This is a genomic window from Pseudarthrobacter sp. NPDC080039 (genome assembly GCF_040702335.1).
Taxonomy (GTDB): Bacteria; Actinomycetota; Actinomycetes; order Actinomycetales; family Micrococcaceae; genus Arthrobacter; species Arthrobacter enclensis_A.
Genome location: NZ_JBFBKY010000016.1, coordinates 60906 through 75146 on the forward strand (window position 1 = coordinate 60906; position 14241 = coordinate 75146).

General features: G+C 65.7%; 13 protein-coding genes. 4 read left to right on the forward strand and 9 right to left on the reverse strand.

Going from position 1 to position 14241, the window contains the following annotated elements:
* The first annotated feature begins 21 nt into the window (after positions 1 to 21).
* On the forward strand, positions 22 to 1278 hold the full coding sequence (locus tag AB0313_RS15930) for a glycosyltransferase family 87 protein (RefSeq protein ID WP_141944693.1): 1257 nt from the start codon (positions 22 to 24) through the stop codon (positions 1276 to 1278).
* On the opposite strand, the gene mptB is transcribed toward AB0313_RS15930, so the two are convergent.
* Together mptB and AB0313_RS15940 are read right to left on the reverse strand one after the other, a co-directional pair.
* Positions 1275 to 2906 (reverse strand): polyprenol phosphomannose-dependent alpha 1,6 mannosyltransferase MptB, encoded by a 1632-nt coding sequence (gene mptB, locus AB0313_RS15935; RefSeq protein ID WP_141944695.1) that lies wholly within the window; start codon positions 2904 to 2906, stop codon positions 1275 to 1277. The genes AB0313_RS15930 and mptB overlap by 4 nt on opposite strands.
* Before the next feature lie 175 nt (positions 2907 to 3081).
* Positions 3082 to 3483, reverse strand: a complete 402-nt coding sequence (locus AB0313_RS15940) for a MerR family transcriptional regulator (RefSeq protein ID WP_141946646.1) — start codon at positions 3481 to 3483, stop codon at positions 3082 to 3084.
* Positions 3484 to 3668: 185 nt separating this feature from the next.
* Between AB0313_RS15940 and AB0313_RS15945 the strand changes: the two genes are divergently transcribed.
* Complete coding sequence (locus AB0313_RS15945) at positions 3669 to 5168, forward strand: SulP family inorganic anion transporter (RefSeq protein WP_141944697.1); 1500 nt, start codon at positions 3669 to 3671, stop codon at positions 5166 to 5168.
* A gap of 64 nt (positions 5169 to 5232) precedes the next feature.
* On the opposite strand, the gene AB0313_RS15950 is transcribed toward AB0313_RS15945, so the two are convergent.
* The 5 genes from AB0313_RS15950 to AB0313_RS15970 all read right to left on the reverse strand — a co-directional run bounded on the left by AB0313_RS15950 (position 5233) and on the right by AB0313_RS15970 (position 9989).
* Positions 5233 to 6354: an FAD-binding oxidoreductase gene (locus AB0313_RS15950; RefSeq protein ID WP_141944699.1), complete on the reverse strand. Its 1122-nt coding sequence runs from the start codon at positions 6352 to 6354 to the stop codon at positions 5233 to 5235.
* A 78-nt stretch (positions 6355 to 6432) separates the two neighbouring features.
* Complete coding sequence (locus tag AB0313_RS15955; RefSeq protein WP_141944701.1) at positions 6433 to 7476, reverse strand: Gfo/Idh/MocA family oxidoreductase; 1044 nt, start codon at positions 7474 to 7476, stop codon at positions 6433 to 6435.
* Positions 7476 to 8255, reverse strand: a complete 780-nt coding sequence (locus AB0313_RS15960; protein WP_366306706.1) for an amino acid ABC transporter ATP-binding protein — start codon at positions 8253 to 8255, stop codon at positions 7476 to 7478. The genes AB0313_RS15955 and AB0313_RS15960 overlap by 1 nt, the downstream gene beginning before the upstream one ends.
* Positions 8252 to 9040, reverse strand: coding sequence for an amino acid ABC transporter permease (locus AB0313_RS15965; RefSeq protein WP_366306708.1), 789 nt, complete (start codon positions 9038 to 9040; stop codon positions 8252 to 8254). The genes AB0313_RS15960 and AB0313_RS15965 overlap by 4 nt, the downstream gene beginning before the upstream one ends.
* A 91-nt stretch (positions 9041 to 9131) precedes the next feature.
* Positions 9132 to 9989, reverse strand: coding sequence for an ABC transporter substrate-binding protein (locus AB0313_RS15970; protein WP_141944707.1), 858 nt, complete (start codon positions 9987 to 9989; stop codon positions 9132 to 9134).
* A gap of 173 nt (positions 9990 to 10162) precedes the next feature.
* On the opposite strand from AB0313_RS15970, the gene AB0313_RS15975 reads away from it, so the two are divergent.
* Positions 10163 to 11269: a LacI family DNA-binding transcriptional regulator gene (locus tag AB0313_RS15975; protein ID WP_366306711.1), complete on the forward strand. Its 1107-nt coding sequence runs from the start codon at positions 10163 to 10165 to the stop codon at positions 11267 to 11269.
* 198 nt (positions 11270 to 11467) lie between these two features.
* Positions 11468 to 11872: a DUF1003 domain-containing protein gene (locus AB0313_RS15980; RefSeq protein WP_141944710.1), complete on the forward strand. Its 405-nt coding sequence runs from the start codon at positions 11468 to 11470 to the stop codon at positions 11870 to 11872.
* Positions 11873 to 11935: 63 nt separating this feature from the next.
* Here the strand turns inward: AB0313_RS15980 and AB0313_RS15985 are convergent, their stop codons facing one another.
* Both AB0313_RS15985 and AB0313_RS15990 read right to left on the reverse strand, forming a co-directional pair.
* Positions 11936 to 13138: a mandelate racemase/muconate lactonizing enzyme family protein gene (locus AB0313_RS15985; protein ID WP_366306713.1), complete on the reverse strand. Its 1203-nt coding sequence runs from the start codon at positions 13136 to 13138 to the stop codon at positions 11936 to 11938.
* Between the two features lie 49 nt (positions 13139 to 13187).
* Positions 13188 to 14231: a LacI family DNA-binding transcriptional regulator gene (locus AB0313_RS15990; protein ID WP_141944714.1), complete on the reverse strand. Its 1044-nt coding sequence runs from the start codon at positions 14229 to 14231 to the stop codon at positions 13188 to 13190.
* Between the last annotated feature and the right edge of the window lie 10 nt (positions 14232 to 14241).

Below are 14241 nucleotides of genomic sequence, written 5' to 3' on the forward strand. Positions count from 1 at the left end.
ACGAGGTTCTTTGACCGTCTGGTGACGGTCCGCAGCAGGGTCCTGCCGGCAAAGGTGGTGGACTGGTTCGCCCGCCCCTCCAGCGTCTGGTGGGGCTTCGCCGTCGTCCACCTGTACTTCCTGGGCTGGATGGCGTCCTTCTTCCTGAACGGCGATACGTTCAGCGACACCGAGCAGTACCGGCAGTGGGCCACTGCCGGGTACAACCCGGCTGACCTGGCAGGAAAGATCAGCCCCTGGGTCTACCCGGTGCTGGCGCAGATCCCCATCTTCCTTGCGAATATCGCGGGACCACGCCTTTATCTGCTGGTCTGGTTCCTGATCATCACGGCGCTCAACGCCGTCGGTCTCCTCTACCTCACCCGCGGCCCCCGGAAAGTGACGGGCATTGCACCGGCCTGGTGGTGGCTGTTCTTCACCGTCTTCATGGGCTATCTGAGCTTCGCCCGGGTGGAGGGCATCACGGCGCCAATCGTGCTGATCGCGCTGCTCTACGCGGCCGAACGGCCCGTGGTGGCGGGGGTCCTGCTCAGTATCGCCACCTGGATCAAGGTGTGGCCAGCGGCCGTCCTGGTTCCCATCGTCATCGCCAGCCACAAGCGCATGCAAGTAGTCCTCGCCGGCGCCGCCGTCACCGCCGCCGTCGGTTTGGGAACCTGGCTGACCGGCGGCCTGCCGCACATCATGGACTTCCTCCTCAACCAGGGCGAACGCGGCATGCAGCTTGAGGCCACCTTCTCCACCCCCTGGGTCTGGCTGAGCGTGTTCCACGTCGCCGGCTCGAAAATGGCGGACAACACAGCCATCAATTCCACGGAGGTGTACGGCCCGGGCGCCAGTACCGCTGCGTTCCTGATGCAGCCGCTGCTGGTGCTGGCAGCGGTCACGGCCGCCGTCCTGCTGGTGCGCGCCATGCGCCGCGGCGCGGAGCGGGAGGAGCTGTTCCTCGAGGGTTCGCTCATGATGGTCACCGCATTCATCGTGTTTAACAAGGTCGGCTCCCCGCAGTTCATCATCTGGCTCGCGCCGGTGATCATCGCTGGCCTGACGCACGACTGGGAGCGCTGGAAGGTACCCGCGGCGCTGCTGATGGGCATCGCCATGACCACGTTCGTCATTTACCCGCTGTTCTACACACCGCTGATCCACGCCCACCCCGTCATGGCGGCCATCCTCACCACGCGCAACGTGCTCCTGGTGGTGCTGCTCTGGTGGTCGGTGAAGCGCACGGCCGAGCTGGGCCGGAAGACCGCGGCGCAGGTGCCCGCAGAAGCTTAGGGGGTTTCGCGGCGTTCGACGGCGGCGGCTTCACGTTGGCGGGCTGCCCCGGGCTGGCGCTGGGCCCGGCGTTCCATCGCCCACTCCCAGCCCCGACGGGCCAGGTCCAGCGGCTTGCCTTCGATGAGCAGCTTGCGGGTGTGCACGTCCAGGACCAGCAGGTAGAACGTGAACGCGAGGGCCGTGAAGAACGCCAGGGACGAGGCATCGATGGGCAGTTCCACGAAGGACCAGACGGAGAGCTGGTCCTGCGCACCGAACACCACGAAGAACGTCACGCCTACATAGAGCGACCGGATCTGCCAGTCGTCCCGGATGCCGGTAACGGCGAGGAACGGCAGGAACCAGAGGATGTACCAGGGCTGGATGATGGGCGAGAGCATCACGACGGCGGTAAACGCCAGGGCCATGCGGCGCACGGCGCGGGAGTAGTCGCCGCGGAACATCAGCAGCAGGACCAGCCCGATGGCTGCCCATTTCATGGCCGTCCGGAGCCAGGTGGCCAGCGTTCCGCCCGGCAGCCCCAGCGCGTTGGCCAGCATCTCCACCTGCTGGCCCAGGAAGCCGGACGGCGAATAGCCTGTGTAGCCGGGGGTGGGGTCCATAATGGCCCAGGTCCAGCCGATCCCCAGGTTGTAGGGAATCCCGCTGAGTGCCAGCACCCCGAAGCTGATGCCGGCCGTCGCGGCCCACATCAGGAACTTCCGCGGCCAGGAGGCTGAAGGACCCGCCCACATGAGCCCGATGAATGGCAGCAGCAGCACGGTGATGGGCTTGATGCCGATGGAGGCCGTCACCAGGAGGATGCCAGGCAAGTACCGCCGGGTAGCGGCCAGGTAAACGCCGGCGACGGCGAGGCCCACCATGAGTGCGTCGTTGTGGGCGCTGGCGATGAAGCTGATGAGGAACAACGGGTTGGCCACGGAGATCCAAAGCGCCCGCGCACCGTTGATGCCATGCAGTTCCGCGAGCTTGGGCACGAAAATGACGCAGAGCAGGACCCCGGCGCCGGCCAGGACGCGGAAGAGAAGGACGGACGCATCAGGCTGGGCTCCGGTCAGTCCCACCACGGCACGCGCCAGCCACAGGAAGTACGGGCCGTACGGTGTCCGGTTTTCCGCCCAGGCGGGGTCTGCGCCCAGCGAGAACCAGTTGTTAAGGGTGGAGATACCCACTTCATAGGGGTTCTGGCCTTCCATCACCAGCCTGCCCTGGCCTGTATAGGCATAGACATCGCGGGAAAAGACGGGCACACAGAACATCAGCGGCAGGGACCAAGCGGAAATGGCCACCACTACGGACCGCAGCGAGGAGCCCCCGTAGGCGCCCAGCCGTTGGCCCAGCCGGAGCCAGGAGCGCATCAGCAGCATGGCGCCGGCTGTCAGCAGCACCGTAGACACGGCCACGCCCCAGCCTTCGGTGCGGAGCGCGATCACCACCGGCTGGCGGATCATGGGGGAACCGTTGGCGATCCATCCCGTTCCGATGGAGCCAACAAACATCATGAGGGCCCCGACGAAACCTTCGACGGTTGCCAGGTAGGCACGTCCCCTGGCGGGCGCGGAGGCGTCGGCCGGTGTGCCCGGCCGGCTGTCCGACGTCCTGAGGTGTGACCCGCCTGCCGTCATGATTGTGTGGTCCCCTACTTCGATACGGCACTGGTTGCGCCGGCACTGAAGGCCGCCCTGCAACCCCGCCATTTTATCAGCCGTGCTTACTGCTGCCCCGGGACGCGGTGCATGCATACGGCACAGTTTGGCAACGGCATTCGGTGCGATACCCGGTCCTGTTGCGCGCAGTCCCCTACCGGGCCCGCAAAAGCGCCAGGAACTCGTCGGCCATGCCCAGTTGTTCTTCCAGCTTGGCCCGTCGCCTGGCTGCCTCTTCGATAAATCCGTTCAACTCCGCCCTGGTGTCCGTCACGTCCTGGCCAGGGGCGGCCGCCTCCAAAGCGTCAATGACGCGAAGCAGGCCGCCCATGGCTTCGAGCGTGAACCCCAGCGGCTTCATCCTTCGAATCAGCAACAGCCGGGTGAAATCGCGTTCCGTGTACAGGCGGAAGCCGCCCTCGGTGCGGCCGGAGGGCTTCAGCAATCCCACCTCGTCATAGTGCCGGATGGTCCGCAGGGAAATCTGCGAACGGTCCGCCAGCTCGCCGATGTGCATTGTCGCCACCACTTCTTCGGCGGTCATCTCTTTCACCATCACGTCACCAATCCGGCTCAACCCTCACGTTAGGGTAGTGTTGCATGCGCAGCCGAAAGTCACCGGCGCATTCTTTCCTCCACCCCATTGTCTTCCACGACAGGGCTGGACCCGTGCGCATCGTGGCGCGCAGAAACGTTGCACACCGCTCTTTCCGCAGAGCCAACTCCCCCTGGAGCCGCCCCTTGGCCGTCGCCGACCGCACCCGCCCAATCCGGCAACCCGTCACCGTCCTCACGGCCCTGCGCTCTCCCCGGCAGCTGTCCCGCGAGGTCCTTGCCGGCATGGTCACCACCCTTGCCCTGGTCCCGGAAGTCATCTCGTTTTCGATCGTGGCCGGGGTGGATCCCATGGTGAGCCTTGTCGCCTCCATCGTGCTTTCCTTGGCGATGTCCATCCTTGGCGGACGCCCCGGCGTCGTGACGGCCGCTGCCGGCTCCGTCGCCCTGGTGATCGCCCCGCTGGTGCACCAGCACGGCGTCGAGTACGTCCTGCCCGCGGTGATCCTGGCCGGGGTGATCCAGGTGGTCTTTGGCCTGGCAGGCCTCGCCCGGCTGATGCGGTTCATCCCGCGCTCCGTGATGATTGGATTCGTCAACGCACTGGGTGTGCTGATCTTCATGGCGCAGGTGCCCCATGTCCTCAATGCCCCCTGGCTCGCCTACGTCCTGTTCGCCCTGACCTTCGCGATCATTTTCATCCTTCCCCGGTTCACCAAGGTGGTGCCGTCGCCGCTGGTGGCCATCGTCGTGGTCACGGCGATCGTCATCATCGCCGGCCTCACCGTGCCCAACGTCGCCGACGAAGGACCCCTGACGGGCAAGCTTCCCGGCATTACGCCTTTCTTGTTCCCCGTGACCCTGGAGACCTTCCAACTGGTCCTGCCCACGGCGCTGAGCGTTGCATTCGTGGGCCTCATGGAAACCCTCCTCACGGCGAAACTGGTGGATGACATCACGGAGACCCCTTCGCACAAGGGCCGCGAATCCTGGGCCCTGGGCGTTTCGAACATCCTCGCCGGCTTCTACGGCGGCATCGCCGGCTGCGCCATGATTGGCCAGACGGTCCTCAACGTGAAGACCGGGCAGGCCCGTACCCGGATATCCACGTTCGTGGCCGGACTGTTCCTGCTGGCCCTGGTGACCGGGCTCAGTTCGATCATGGGGCAGATTCCCATGGTGGCCCTTGCCGCAGTGATGATGGTGGTGGCCGTGACCACCGTGGACTGGCACAGCCTCAAACCGTCCACGCTGAAGCGGATGCCCGTACCGGAAACGCTCGTCATGGCAGTCACCGTCGCCGTCGTGGTCCTCACGGGGAACCTTGCCTACGGCGTGCTGGTGGGCGTCGTCCTGGCGATGGTGCTGTTCGCGCGCCGGGTGGCCCACGTCATCACCGTTGAGCGGCACCTTGCGGAGGACGGCGAAAGCGTCCGCTATGAGGTGGTGGGGCCGCTGTTCTTCGGCAGCAGCAATGACCTGGTGGAGCAGTTCGCATACGCCGAGGATCCGGCCGAAGTGACCATCGACCTCAGCCGTGCGCAGATCTGGGATGCATCAACGGTGGCGGCCCTGGACTCTATCGAAACAAAATACGCGGATCACGGTGCAACGGTGGCAATCGAAGGTCTCGATGAGCGCAGCACCGGCTTCCACCGCCGCCTCAGCGGGCATTTGGGCGCCTGATCGGCAGAGCGCATGCGGAAGGGGCGGGGCCGTCAGCCGAATCCGCCCCTTCCATGCATGACAATTAGGAGAATCGCGCGGGCCGGAAAGTGGCCAGCATGGGGTGCTTCTTCCCGGTAAGGATTTCCCCGGCCAAGAGCTCGCCGGCGATGAGGCCCAGCGTGGCTCCGGAGTGGGTGAACGCCACGAAGCAGCCGGGCACCTGGCCCAGTTCGCCAAGCACCGGTTCCCCGTCACCCGGAATCGGCTTGTAGCCCATCTTCCAGGAAGCGGGCTTCAGCTCCGGGTTCCCGGCAATCAACCTGGACGCCTCATCCGCCAGTTCCTGCACCACCTCGTCCGGAATGGTGAAGGAGCCGTCCGCGTGCTCGGTGATGTGCTCCTCATACCAGTCGTGGTCCAGTGCGAACGTGCCGCCCGGATTGGGCCGGAGTGCGGCGCGCGGGGTGTTCATCACCGCGGTCACCTCATGCTGCACCTGCTTGGTCACCACCAGCATGGACACCGGCGAACCATTGGGGATGTGCACCCCCAGGGGTTCGACGACGGTGGGCGTCGCTGCGCCGCAGGCCACCAGGACGGCGTCGGCCGGGTAGGTCCCGCCGGATGCGGTCTCCACGCCGGTAGTGCGGCCGCCCTCCACCATGACCGAGGCCTTGCCGGCGTTGAGGACCAGTTCACCGCCGCGGGCGTGGAACTCCTCCATGAGGAAGTCGATCAGGTCCGGCAGGCTGACCCAGCCTTCGCCCGGATTGAAGATGGCGTTGTCCGGCACGGCACTGGAATCGATGCCGGAGGTGGCGGCGGCAATCTCCTCCGGAGCAAGCAGCTTGGAATCGTAGCCAATGGACTTCTCGTAGGCGTGCCGGGCCTCGGTGACCCCAGCCTGGCCGGCCGCGTTCCACATCAGCCCGCCGCCAAACTGGAGCCACTCCCGCTTGGGGTCCGAGGCGAAGAGCGTGCGGTAGCGGTCCACGCCGGCAACCCGCAGCCGGTGGTACGGGGTGGACCGTTCACCGGCGGAGTTGAGCCAGGACAGGGAACGGCCACTGGCTTCGCTGGCCAGGCCGCGCTCGGTCAGCAGGATCACGGAGGCGCCTTCGCGCAGCAGGTGCACGGCGGTGGAAACGCCCAGGATTCCGCCGCCGATGATGGCGACGCGCTTGGTGGATGCTGCAGAGGACATGGTTGGTCCCTTTCTGTGAAGTTCGTGGTTGTGATGGACGCAGTCGTTGCGCCGTTGGAAAGGAAGTTGGATGCGGTGTCAGGCCAGGGCGTGGATACTTTCGATGACCTTCAGGACGTCCAGCGGGCCGGCTGGATCCACGGGCAGCGGCCCCTGGCCGCGCAGGGCGGCGGCAAGCTGGACGTAGAACTGCGGGTAGGAACCGCGTTCAGCCGGAACCGGCCGGACTGCCCCATCGATTCCCAGGAGCCCCCAACGCTCCTGGGGTTCCACACCGTAGGCCGGGTCCGACGGCGGCATCCCGGCCGCGAGGGAGGGTTCCTGGCCGTCAAGTCCCCACTTCGTGTAACCCGCCTTAGAGCCGAGGACGTGGAAGCGGGCGCCGGCCTGGGCAGCCAGGCCGTTCATCCACAGCCGCGAACGGACACCCGAGGCGTGCAGCAGTGACACGAAGGCTTCGGTGTCCGCCGCGTCCGGATGCGGGCCGCGGTTCGCCGTCTCGCCGTAGCTCCGCTCCACCGGGCCGAACAGCTGGATGGCCTGGTCGATCAGGTGGGCCCCCAGATCGTGCAGGATCCCCCCACCCTCGGCGAGGGACACCGTGTCCCGCCAGTTCCCGAACCCCTCGGGCCGCCACCATTCGAACCGTGACTCGAAGTTGGTGACCTGCCCCAGCGCTCCGGAAGCCAGGACCTTCCGGAGGGTCAGGAAGTCTGCGTCCCACCGGCGGTTCTGGAAGACCGTAAGCTGCACCCCGGCGTCGTCCGCCCTGCTGATCAGTTCCTCACCCAGGCCGGACGTGGGCACGAAAGGCTTGTCCACCACCACGTGAAGGCCGTGGGCGATGGCGGTGGCCGCAAGGCCAAAGTGGGTGTGCGGCGGGGTGCCCAGGATAACCAGGTCCAGGTCTGCGGACACGGCGAAGAGTTCCTCCGGAGTTCCAACGATCCGGGCCTGTGGGTAGAACCGTGCCGCTTCGGCGGCCCGGGCGGGCTGGGCCGTGACGATCACGTCGAGCGAAAAGTCCGGGTTCGCCGCGATCAGCGGGGTATGGAAGACCTTGCCGGAGATGCCAAAGCCGACGACGGCGGTCCGGATTGGCGCCTCTGCAACGGTACCCATCAGAGCACCTCGGAGAGGAAGCGCTGGAGGCGTTCGCTGCGGGGGTTGTCGAAGAGTTGGGTGGGAGTGCCTGCTTCGACGACTTCGCCTTCGTCCATGAAGACCACCTGGTCTGCGACTTTGCGGGCGAAGCCCATTTCGTGGGTGACCACCAGCATGGTCATGCCGCGGCGGCCCAGGCCGGCCATGAGATTCAGGACGCCTTTGACCAGTTCGGGGTCCAGGGCGCTGGTGGCTTCATCGAAGAGCATGACTTCGGGTTCCATGGCCAGGGCGCGGGCGATGGCGACGCGTTGCTGCTGGCCGCCGGAGAGGTCGCGGGGGCGGTGGTCGGCGCGTTCGGCGAGTCCCACTTCCGCCAGGCGTTGGCGCGCTTTGGCCATGGCCTGGGCCTTGGGCATGCCCTTCACGGCCCAGAGTGCCAGGGCGACGTTTTCCTGGGCGGTGTGGTCCGGGAAGAGGTTGAAGTGCTGGAAGACCATGCCGATGCGGGTGCGCAGTGTGTCCGGGTTGGTACCGAGGATGGTGTCCCCGGCCAGGAGCACGTCCCCGCTTTTGGGTTCATGCAGCCGGTTGATGCCGCGCAGCAGGGTTGATTTGCCCGAACCCGAAGGGCCGATGATGCAGGTGGTGGTGCCCGGAGCGACGGTGAGGCTGACGTTCCGCAGGACCTCGATGTCGCCATAGGCCATGGTCAGGGTGCGCAGTTCCAGGCTTGAACCGTGGAACGCCGGGACCTCTTGGACCGTGGTGCTCTTGGTGGAAATGGGTGTGTTCATGTGTTGCTCCCGGCAGTGAGCGGCGAGGCCGCGTCGAGTTCCTTGACTTCCTTCAGGCCGCTGGTGGGCGGTGCGGCACGGCGGCGCCCCGTGCGGAACTTGTTGTCGAAGTGGTTCACCAGGTGCGTCAGCGGCACCGTGATCACCAGGTAGAAGAGACCGGCGGCCACCAGCGGGGAGAGGTTGCCCGAAAGCACGGCGGCGTCCTGGCCCACGCGGAACAATTCGCGTTCGCTGACCAGCAGGCCAAGGAAATAGACCAGGGAGGAGTCCTTCACGATGGCGATGAACTGGTTCACCAGCGCCGGCAGGACCCGTCGGACGCCCTGCGGCACCACCACAAGGGCCATGGACTTGGCGTAGCTCATGCCCAGCGCACGGCATGCTTCGCCCTGGCCCTTGTCCACGCTCAGGATCCCGGCGCGGAAGATCTCCCCGATGTAGGCGCTGGCGATCAGGCTCAGGGCGATGATGCCCAGCGGGTACGGTGACGGGCCGAAGACCGATTGGCTGAGCCGGGCGAAGCCCTGGCCGATCAACAGGATGGTGAGGATGGCGGGCAGGCCGCGGAAGAGATCCGTGTAGATCCTGGCCGGAACCCGCAGCCACTTCGACGGCGAGATGCCCATGACTGCCACCGCCATTCCCAGCACCGTGCCAAGGACGGTGGCGGCGATGGAGATGATCAGCGTGTTCAGCAGGCCGACCGCCAGGAGTTGGGGCAGGACCTCGGCCATAGCGCCGAAGTCGAAGAAAGTTCGGATGATGGTGTTGAGCCAGTCCATGGTCGCTCTCAGACGTTGATTGTTTGGAGGTGCCGGGCGGGCCGCTTGGTGCAGCCCGCCCGGCTTTGCGCCCGAAGGCTTACTTGCCGGATTACTTGCTCGGGGACGGCGAGGCGGTCTGTTCGGCCTTGGGCAGGTACTGCTCAGGCATCGGCGAACCCGGGAACCACTTCTGGTAGAGCCTCTTCCAGGTGCCGTCCTCCATGGCCGCGGCCAGGCCCTTGTTCAGGGCTTCCTTGAACGCCGTCTTGCCCTTGGCCACGGCGAATCCCGCCGGGGCGTCGAAGGACGGGATGTCGGCGGCGCTGACCAGTCCGTGCTGCGCTTCGTAGGCCTTGGCGGCCTCGTAGTCGAGGAAGTGCGCGTCAACGGTTCCGCTGTTCAGCGCCGCGATGGCGGTGTTGTTGTCCGGGAAGCGCACCAGGCTGGCGGAGGTGAAGTTCTTCACCGCATAGGCCTCCTGCAGGGTTCCCTGGACTACGCCGAGGCGCTTGCCGGCCAGGCTGTCCACGTTCGTGATGCCCGACGTCTTGGTGGTAATCACGGTCAGGTAGCCGGCCAGGTAGCCGTCCGAGAAGTCCACGGTTTCCTTGCGCTTGTCAGTGATGCCGATCGCGGCAACGCCGGCGTCGAACTGCCCGTTGGCGACGGCGGCAAGGAGGCCGGAGAAGTCCTGGCCGGTGAAGACCACATTGTCCACACCGGCCCGGTGGGCCACGTCCTTGAAGAGTTCCACGTCGAAGCCGGTGAAGTTGCCGGAGGCGTCCGCGAATGTGTACGGCTTGGAGTCGCCGAGGCTAGCCACGCGGATGGTACCGGGCTGGATCAGCCCGTAGGGGTTGTTTTCCGTCGTGGAAGCGGCGGAGGTGGAGCTGCAGCCGGAAAGGGCCAGGACCGCAGCGAGTGCTGCGGCGGCGATCCCTGCCGGGCGGAGATTCTTTTTCTTCACAGCGTTGTCCAATCGTTGGGAGGGAGGCGGTGCTGTCAGGGCCGCCGAAGAAAGTCGCCGATGCTCTTGTTGAGTCCGGTCTCACACCCTAGGATTGAGACCGGACTCACATCGATGGATAGAAATGTAGCGGAAGTCACAGAGGGCGTCAACAGCCCGTGCGAAAGGTGAAGATGAGCGCTGAAGGAGCGCGACGGCGGGACGTCACCGTCGCCGACGTCGCAAAGGCCGCGCAGGTGTCCAAAGCCCAGGCCGCACGCGCACTGGGCAATTACGGCGCCGTCAGCGATGAGGTCCGCGAGCGCGTCCTGGCTGCCGCGGAGGCCCTTTCCTACCGGCCGAACGAGCTTGCGCGCAGCATGAACACGGGCAAATCGCACACCATCGGCGTGGTGGTGGGCGACATTGAAAACCCCCACTTCGGCCTTGCCACGAGGGGTATCACCGACACCGCCAAGAAGGCCGGCTACAACGTCATTCTGGTCAATACAGACGAGGACCGCGCTGCGGAAGTTGACGCGGTACGGGTCCTGCTGGACAAGCGGGTGGACGGGCTGATCGTCGCTCCCGCGTCGTCGGTGGACACCGGGCACCTTCAGGAGGTGCACAAATCCGGACGCCCATTGGTCTTCATCGACCGCACCGCCGGCGGGATGCCGGTGGAGACCATGGCCGTGGACATGGCAAGGATCTCGCGGGAGGCCACGCAGTACCTGCTCGACGCCGGACACCGCCGCATCGCCTTCATCTCCACGCTGCGGACGGAGACCCCGTATACGCCCGGGATGACGCTGGAATCCTCCCAGATCGCCGATCGTATCGACGGCATGCGGGGGGCCTTCCTGGAGTCCGGGCTGCCATTTCCAGAGGACCTGGTCCGGCTGAACGCAGGCGACGAAGATTCCATCCGCAGCATCACCCGGGAAGTGCTTCGGGGTCCTGACCGTGCCACCGCCGTAGTGGCTTCGGACGGCCTTATCGCGCTGAGTGTCGTGGAGGCCATCCAGGAACTGGGCCTGTCCATCCCGGCGGATGTTTCATTCCTGATGTACGACGATTTCCCCTGGACCAGGCTGACAACCCCTCCGCTGACCGTTATCGCCCAGCCCGTATACAACATGGGCGTTGCAGCGGCCAAGGCGCTGATCCGGCAGATGGAGGGATTGCCGCCCGCCGCCCCTGCGCAGTTCACGGCCACCCTGGTGCGGCGGGGGTCGGTGGGGCCCTGCCGGACGAAAGGTGACCCGGACCGGGAAGAGCTGGCGGCCCGGCTCAACTGAGGCTGAGGAAGACGTCCGCAGAAGTAAAGAATAGTCGGCGCATGTACGGTGCAGATACGATCCTTCGCGTTCGCCGGCTGCGTTGCCACTGAACTCTTGTTCCGCCACCACCGCCGGCGCATGAACGCCGTCCTGGGAGCTACCTCTTAAGATCAGATCCGGGGCTGCAGCACTCCCCGCGCGGGTCTACGCTGAGCCATGAGCCACCAACAGAAAACCTGGCACGACAAACACAAAGCCACCCTCAGCAGGGGACAACGCGCTGCTGACGTCATGCGCAACGGAATGGGAAGCTGGCCCTTTGTATCGGGTTTCATCGGCTTCATGCTCGTCTGGGCCGCCGTGAATACCTGGGCGCTTGCGTCGAACGCCTGGGACCCATACCCCTATATCCTCCTGAACCTCCTGCTTTCCATGCTGGCAGGTCTCCAGGGCGCAATTTTGCTCATCGCCGCAAAGCGACAGGACGCAATCGCCGCGGCCATGGCCCAACACGACTACGACACCAACACCGAGGCCAAAGAAGAGATTGAACTCCTGATATCCATCAACCGCATCCAGCTGGAAATTCTGCAGGAGCTGAAGAAGTCAGCTCCACACTAGCCCCAGGCCCCGACCCCGGCGTCCCAGCCCGCCGGCAGCCGCCGTGACAGCGCCCCTGGTCCTTCAATTGGTATGGCCGGTGGCGGCCCCGGCCCGTTCGAAGTTGAAGTATGAACGGGCGTCCGGCGGCCGGATATCAGCCACGGCGTCGTTAAAGATCCGCATGGGATGCGGCGCAAAGGGGTGCTCGGCGATGGCGTCATAGTCCAGTTCAATTCCCAAGCCCACCCCGTCGGGGATCAGAACGTCGCCCTCCGCCGTCAGCTGGAGCCGCTCATCGGAGATATCGCGGCGCCACGGCACGTCTGTTGCCATGATCTCCAGGTACCTGAAGTTTGGCAGGGTGGCGCCCAGCTGCAGGGTCGCCGCCGTGCTAAGGGGTCCGCTGGGGTTGTGCGGTGCGAACGGAACATAGTGCGCCGCCGCCAGCGTGGAAAGGAAGGACAATTCCAGCAGGCCGCCGGCATGGGTGACATCGGGCTGGATGTAATCCACCGCGTTGCGCGCCAGGGCCGGGATGAACATATTCCGTCCCATCCACCGCTCCCCTGCCGCGATCGCAACCGGGGACTTTGAGCGGACTTCGACGAGCGCCTCGATTCCGTCCGGCGGGCACGGTTCCTCGAAGAAGACCGGCTGGAACTGTTCCAGTTCCCTGGCCACCCGGATGGCGGTGGGGACATCAAAGCGGCCGTGCCCCTCAATGAAGAGCTCAACGTCATCACCTACCGCCTCGCGCACAGCAGCCACTGGCTCAAGCATGCGGCGGAGGTCCCGCGGCTCCAGGAAAAGGTCCGCGGCTTCGAACGGATCCCATTTGAGCCCGCGGAAGCCCTGGGCAACCGTTTGGACCGCGGCCTCCGCAAAGTCATCCGGGGTCGCGGCCCCCGAGAACCAGCCGTTGGCATAGGCTCGGACCCGGTCGCGGACTTGGCCGCCCAGCATCCTGTGCACGGGAACTCCGAGTGCACGCGCCGAAACATCCCACATCGTCATCTCAAGGGCACTGAGGGCGGTCATCGAGACCGGACCGCCGCGCCAGTAGGCATCGCGGTTGAGTTCGTAGATGGTTTGGCTGATCCGCGTAGGGTCCTTCCCCACTACCGCAGTGGCAAGAACGGCAACGGCGCCGACGACCGCCTGCTCCTGGCCCTCAAGTGTCGCCTCGGCGATGCCGGTAAAGCCCTCGTCGGTGCTCAGCCTGACGAAGATGAGGTTCGTCCGGTAGAAGTCCACGACCACGGTGTCGAGGTTGGTGATTCTCATGCCATGTCTTTCCGTTGTGGGTGCCGGCTTCTGCCGCGCAGGCAGGCGGTCAGCTGGCGGGAGGGGCAGTGGACTCCCGGACAATGACATGGGTGGCCAGCTCCACGCGGTGTGAATCCAGGACTTCCCCCCGCGCCTGTCGCAGGAGTGACCTCAGGGCTGCCCGCCCCATTTCCTCGAGCGGCTGTGCCACGGAGCTCAGTGACGGCACCGACTGCTCACCCTGGTTGGTGCCGTCGAAGCCGATGAGGCTGATGTCTTCCGGAACCCTGATGCCGTGGCGCCGCGCTTCGCTGAGGACACCCAGGGCGATGGCGTCGCTGCCGGCGAAAATGGCGGTGGGGAGGGGGTCAAGCTTCAGCAGCTCCTTGAAGCCGTGGACGCCACTCTCGGTCCGGAACCGGCCGCCGGAAACAATGTATTCGGGGTCCACGGCTACTCCGGCAGCCATCAGGGCGGCCATGTATCCGTGCAGCCTCGCCTGGTTGCATTCGGCGCCCTCGATTCCGCCGATGTAGGCGATGCGCCGGTGTCCAAGTCCCAGCAGATGTTCGGTGGCGGCCTTGCCGCCGGCCCAGTTGGTGGCACCAACGCTGACGACGTCGGCAGACGGCGGATTGAGCGGGTCAATCACCACAACCGGAATCTGGCGCCGGCGGAATGCGTGCAGTTGCGCCTCGCTGAAGGCTGAAGTAACCACGATCATTCCCGCCCTGCCCTCCTCGAGCATGCGCTGGGCGCGGCGTTCCGGCGTTTGCCTGCCCGGCGTGGACTGTCCCGTCACGCTCACCAGGATTTCCACGTCCGCTCCGGCGGCAAACTGCAGAATGCCGTTCAGCACCTGGATGGTGTAAGCGGAATCGAGCACATCGATGACTACCTCGACCACTGTCCCGCCTTCCGCCGCCGCCCGGCGCTGCACGGGCGACCGGTAGCCGGCCTGCTCCAGGGCGGCGAGAATCCGGGCCCTTGTTTCGGGCGCCACATCATCGCGGCCGTTGACCACCTTGGAAACAGTGGGCGCCGAAACCCCTGCCTGCCGTGCCACGGTGGCGAGCGTGGGTTTGGCCCGCTCCGGCGTTTTGGTCGTCATGGGTTCGCAA

Coding starts and splice junctions, on each gene's coding strand:
- AB0313_RS15985 (WP_366306713.1), bottom strand. CDS start 13,138: ATGAGAATCACCAACCTCGACACCGTGGTCGTGGACTTCTACCGGACG.
- AB0313_RS15940 (WP_141946646.1), bottom strand. CDS start 3,483: ATGGTGAAAGAGATGACCGCCGAAGAAGTGGTGGCGACAATGCACATC.
- AB0313_RS15975 (WP_366306711.1), top strand. CDS start 10,163: ATGAGCGCTGAAGGAGCGCGACGGCGGGACGTCACCGTCGCCGACGTC.
- AB0313_RS15990 (WP_141944714.1), bottom strand. CDS start 14,231: ATGACGACCAAAACGCCGGAGCGGGCCAAACCCACGCTCGCCACCGTG.
- AB0313_RS15960 (WP_366306706.1), bottom strand. CDS start 8,255: ATGAACACACCCATTTCCACCAAGAGCACCACGGTCCAAGAGGTCCCG.
- AB0313_RS15980 (WP_141944710.1), top strand. CDS start 11,468: ATGAGCCACCAACAGAAAACCTGGCACGACAAACACAAAGCCACCCTC.
- AB0313_RS15955 (WP_141944701.1), bottom strand. CDS start 7,476: ATGGGTACCGTTGCAGAGGCGCCAATCCGGACCGCCGTCGTCGGCTTT.
- AB0313_RS15965 (WP_366306708.1), bottom strand. CDS start 9,040: ATGGACTGGCTCAACACCATCATCCGAACTTTCTTCGACTTCGGCGCT.
- AB0313_RS15950 (WP_141944699.1), bottom strand. CDS start 6,354: ATGTCCTCTGCAGCATCCACCAAGCGCGTCGCCATCATCGGCGGCGGA.
- mptB (WP_141944695.1), bottom strand. CDS start 2,906: ATGACGGCAGGCGGGTCACACCTCAGGACGTCGGACAGCCGGCCGGGC.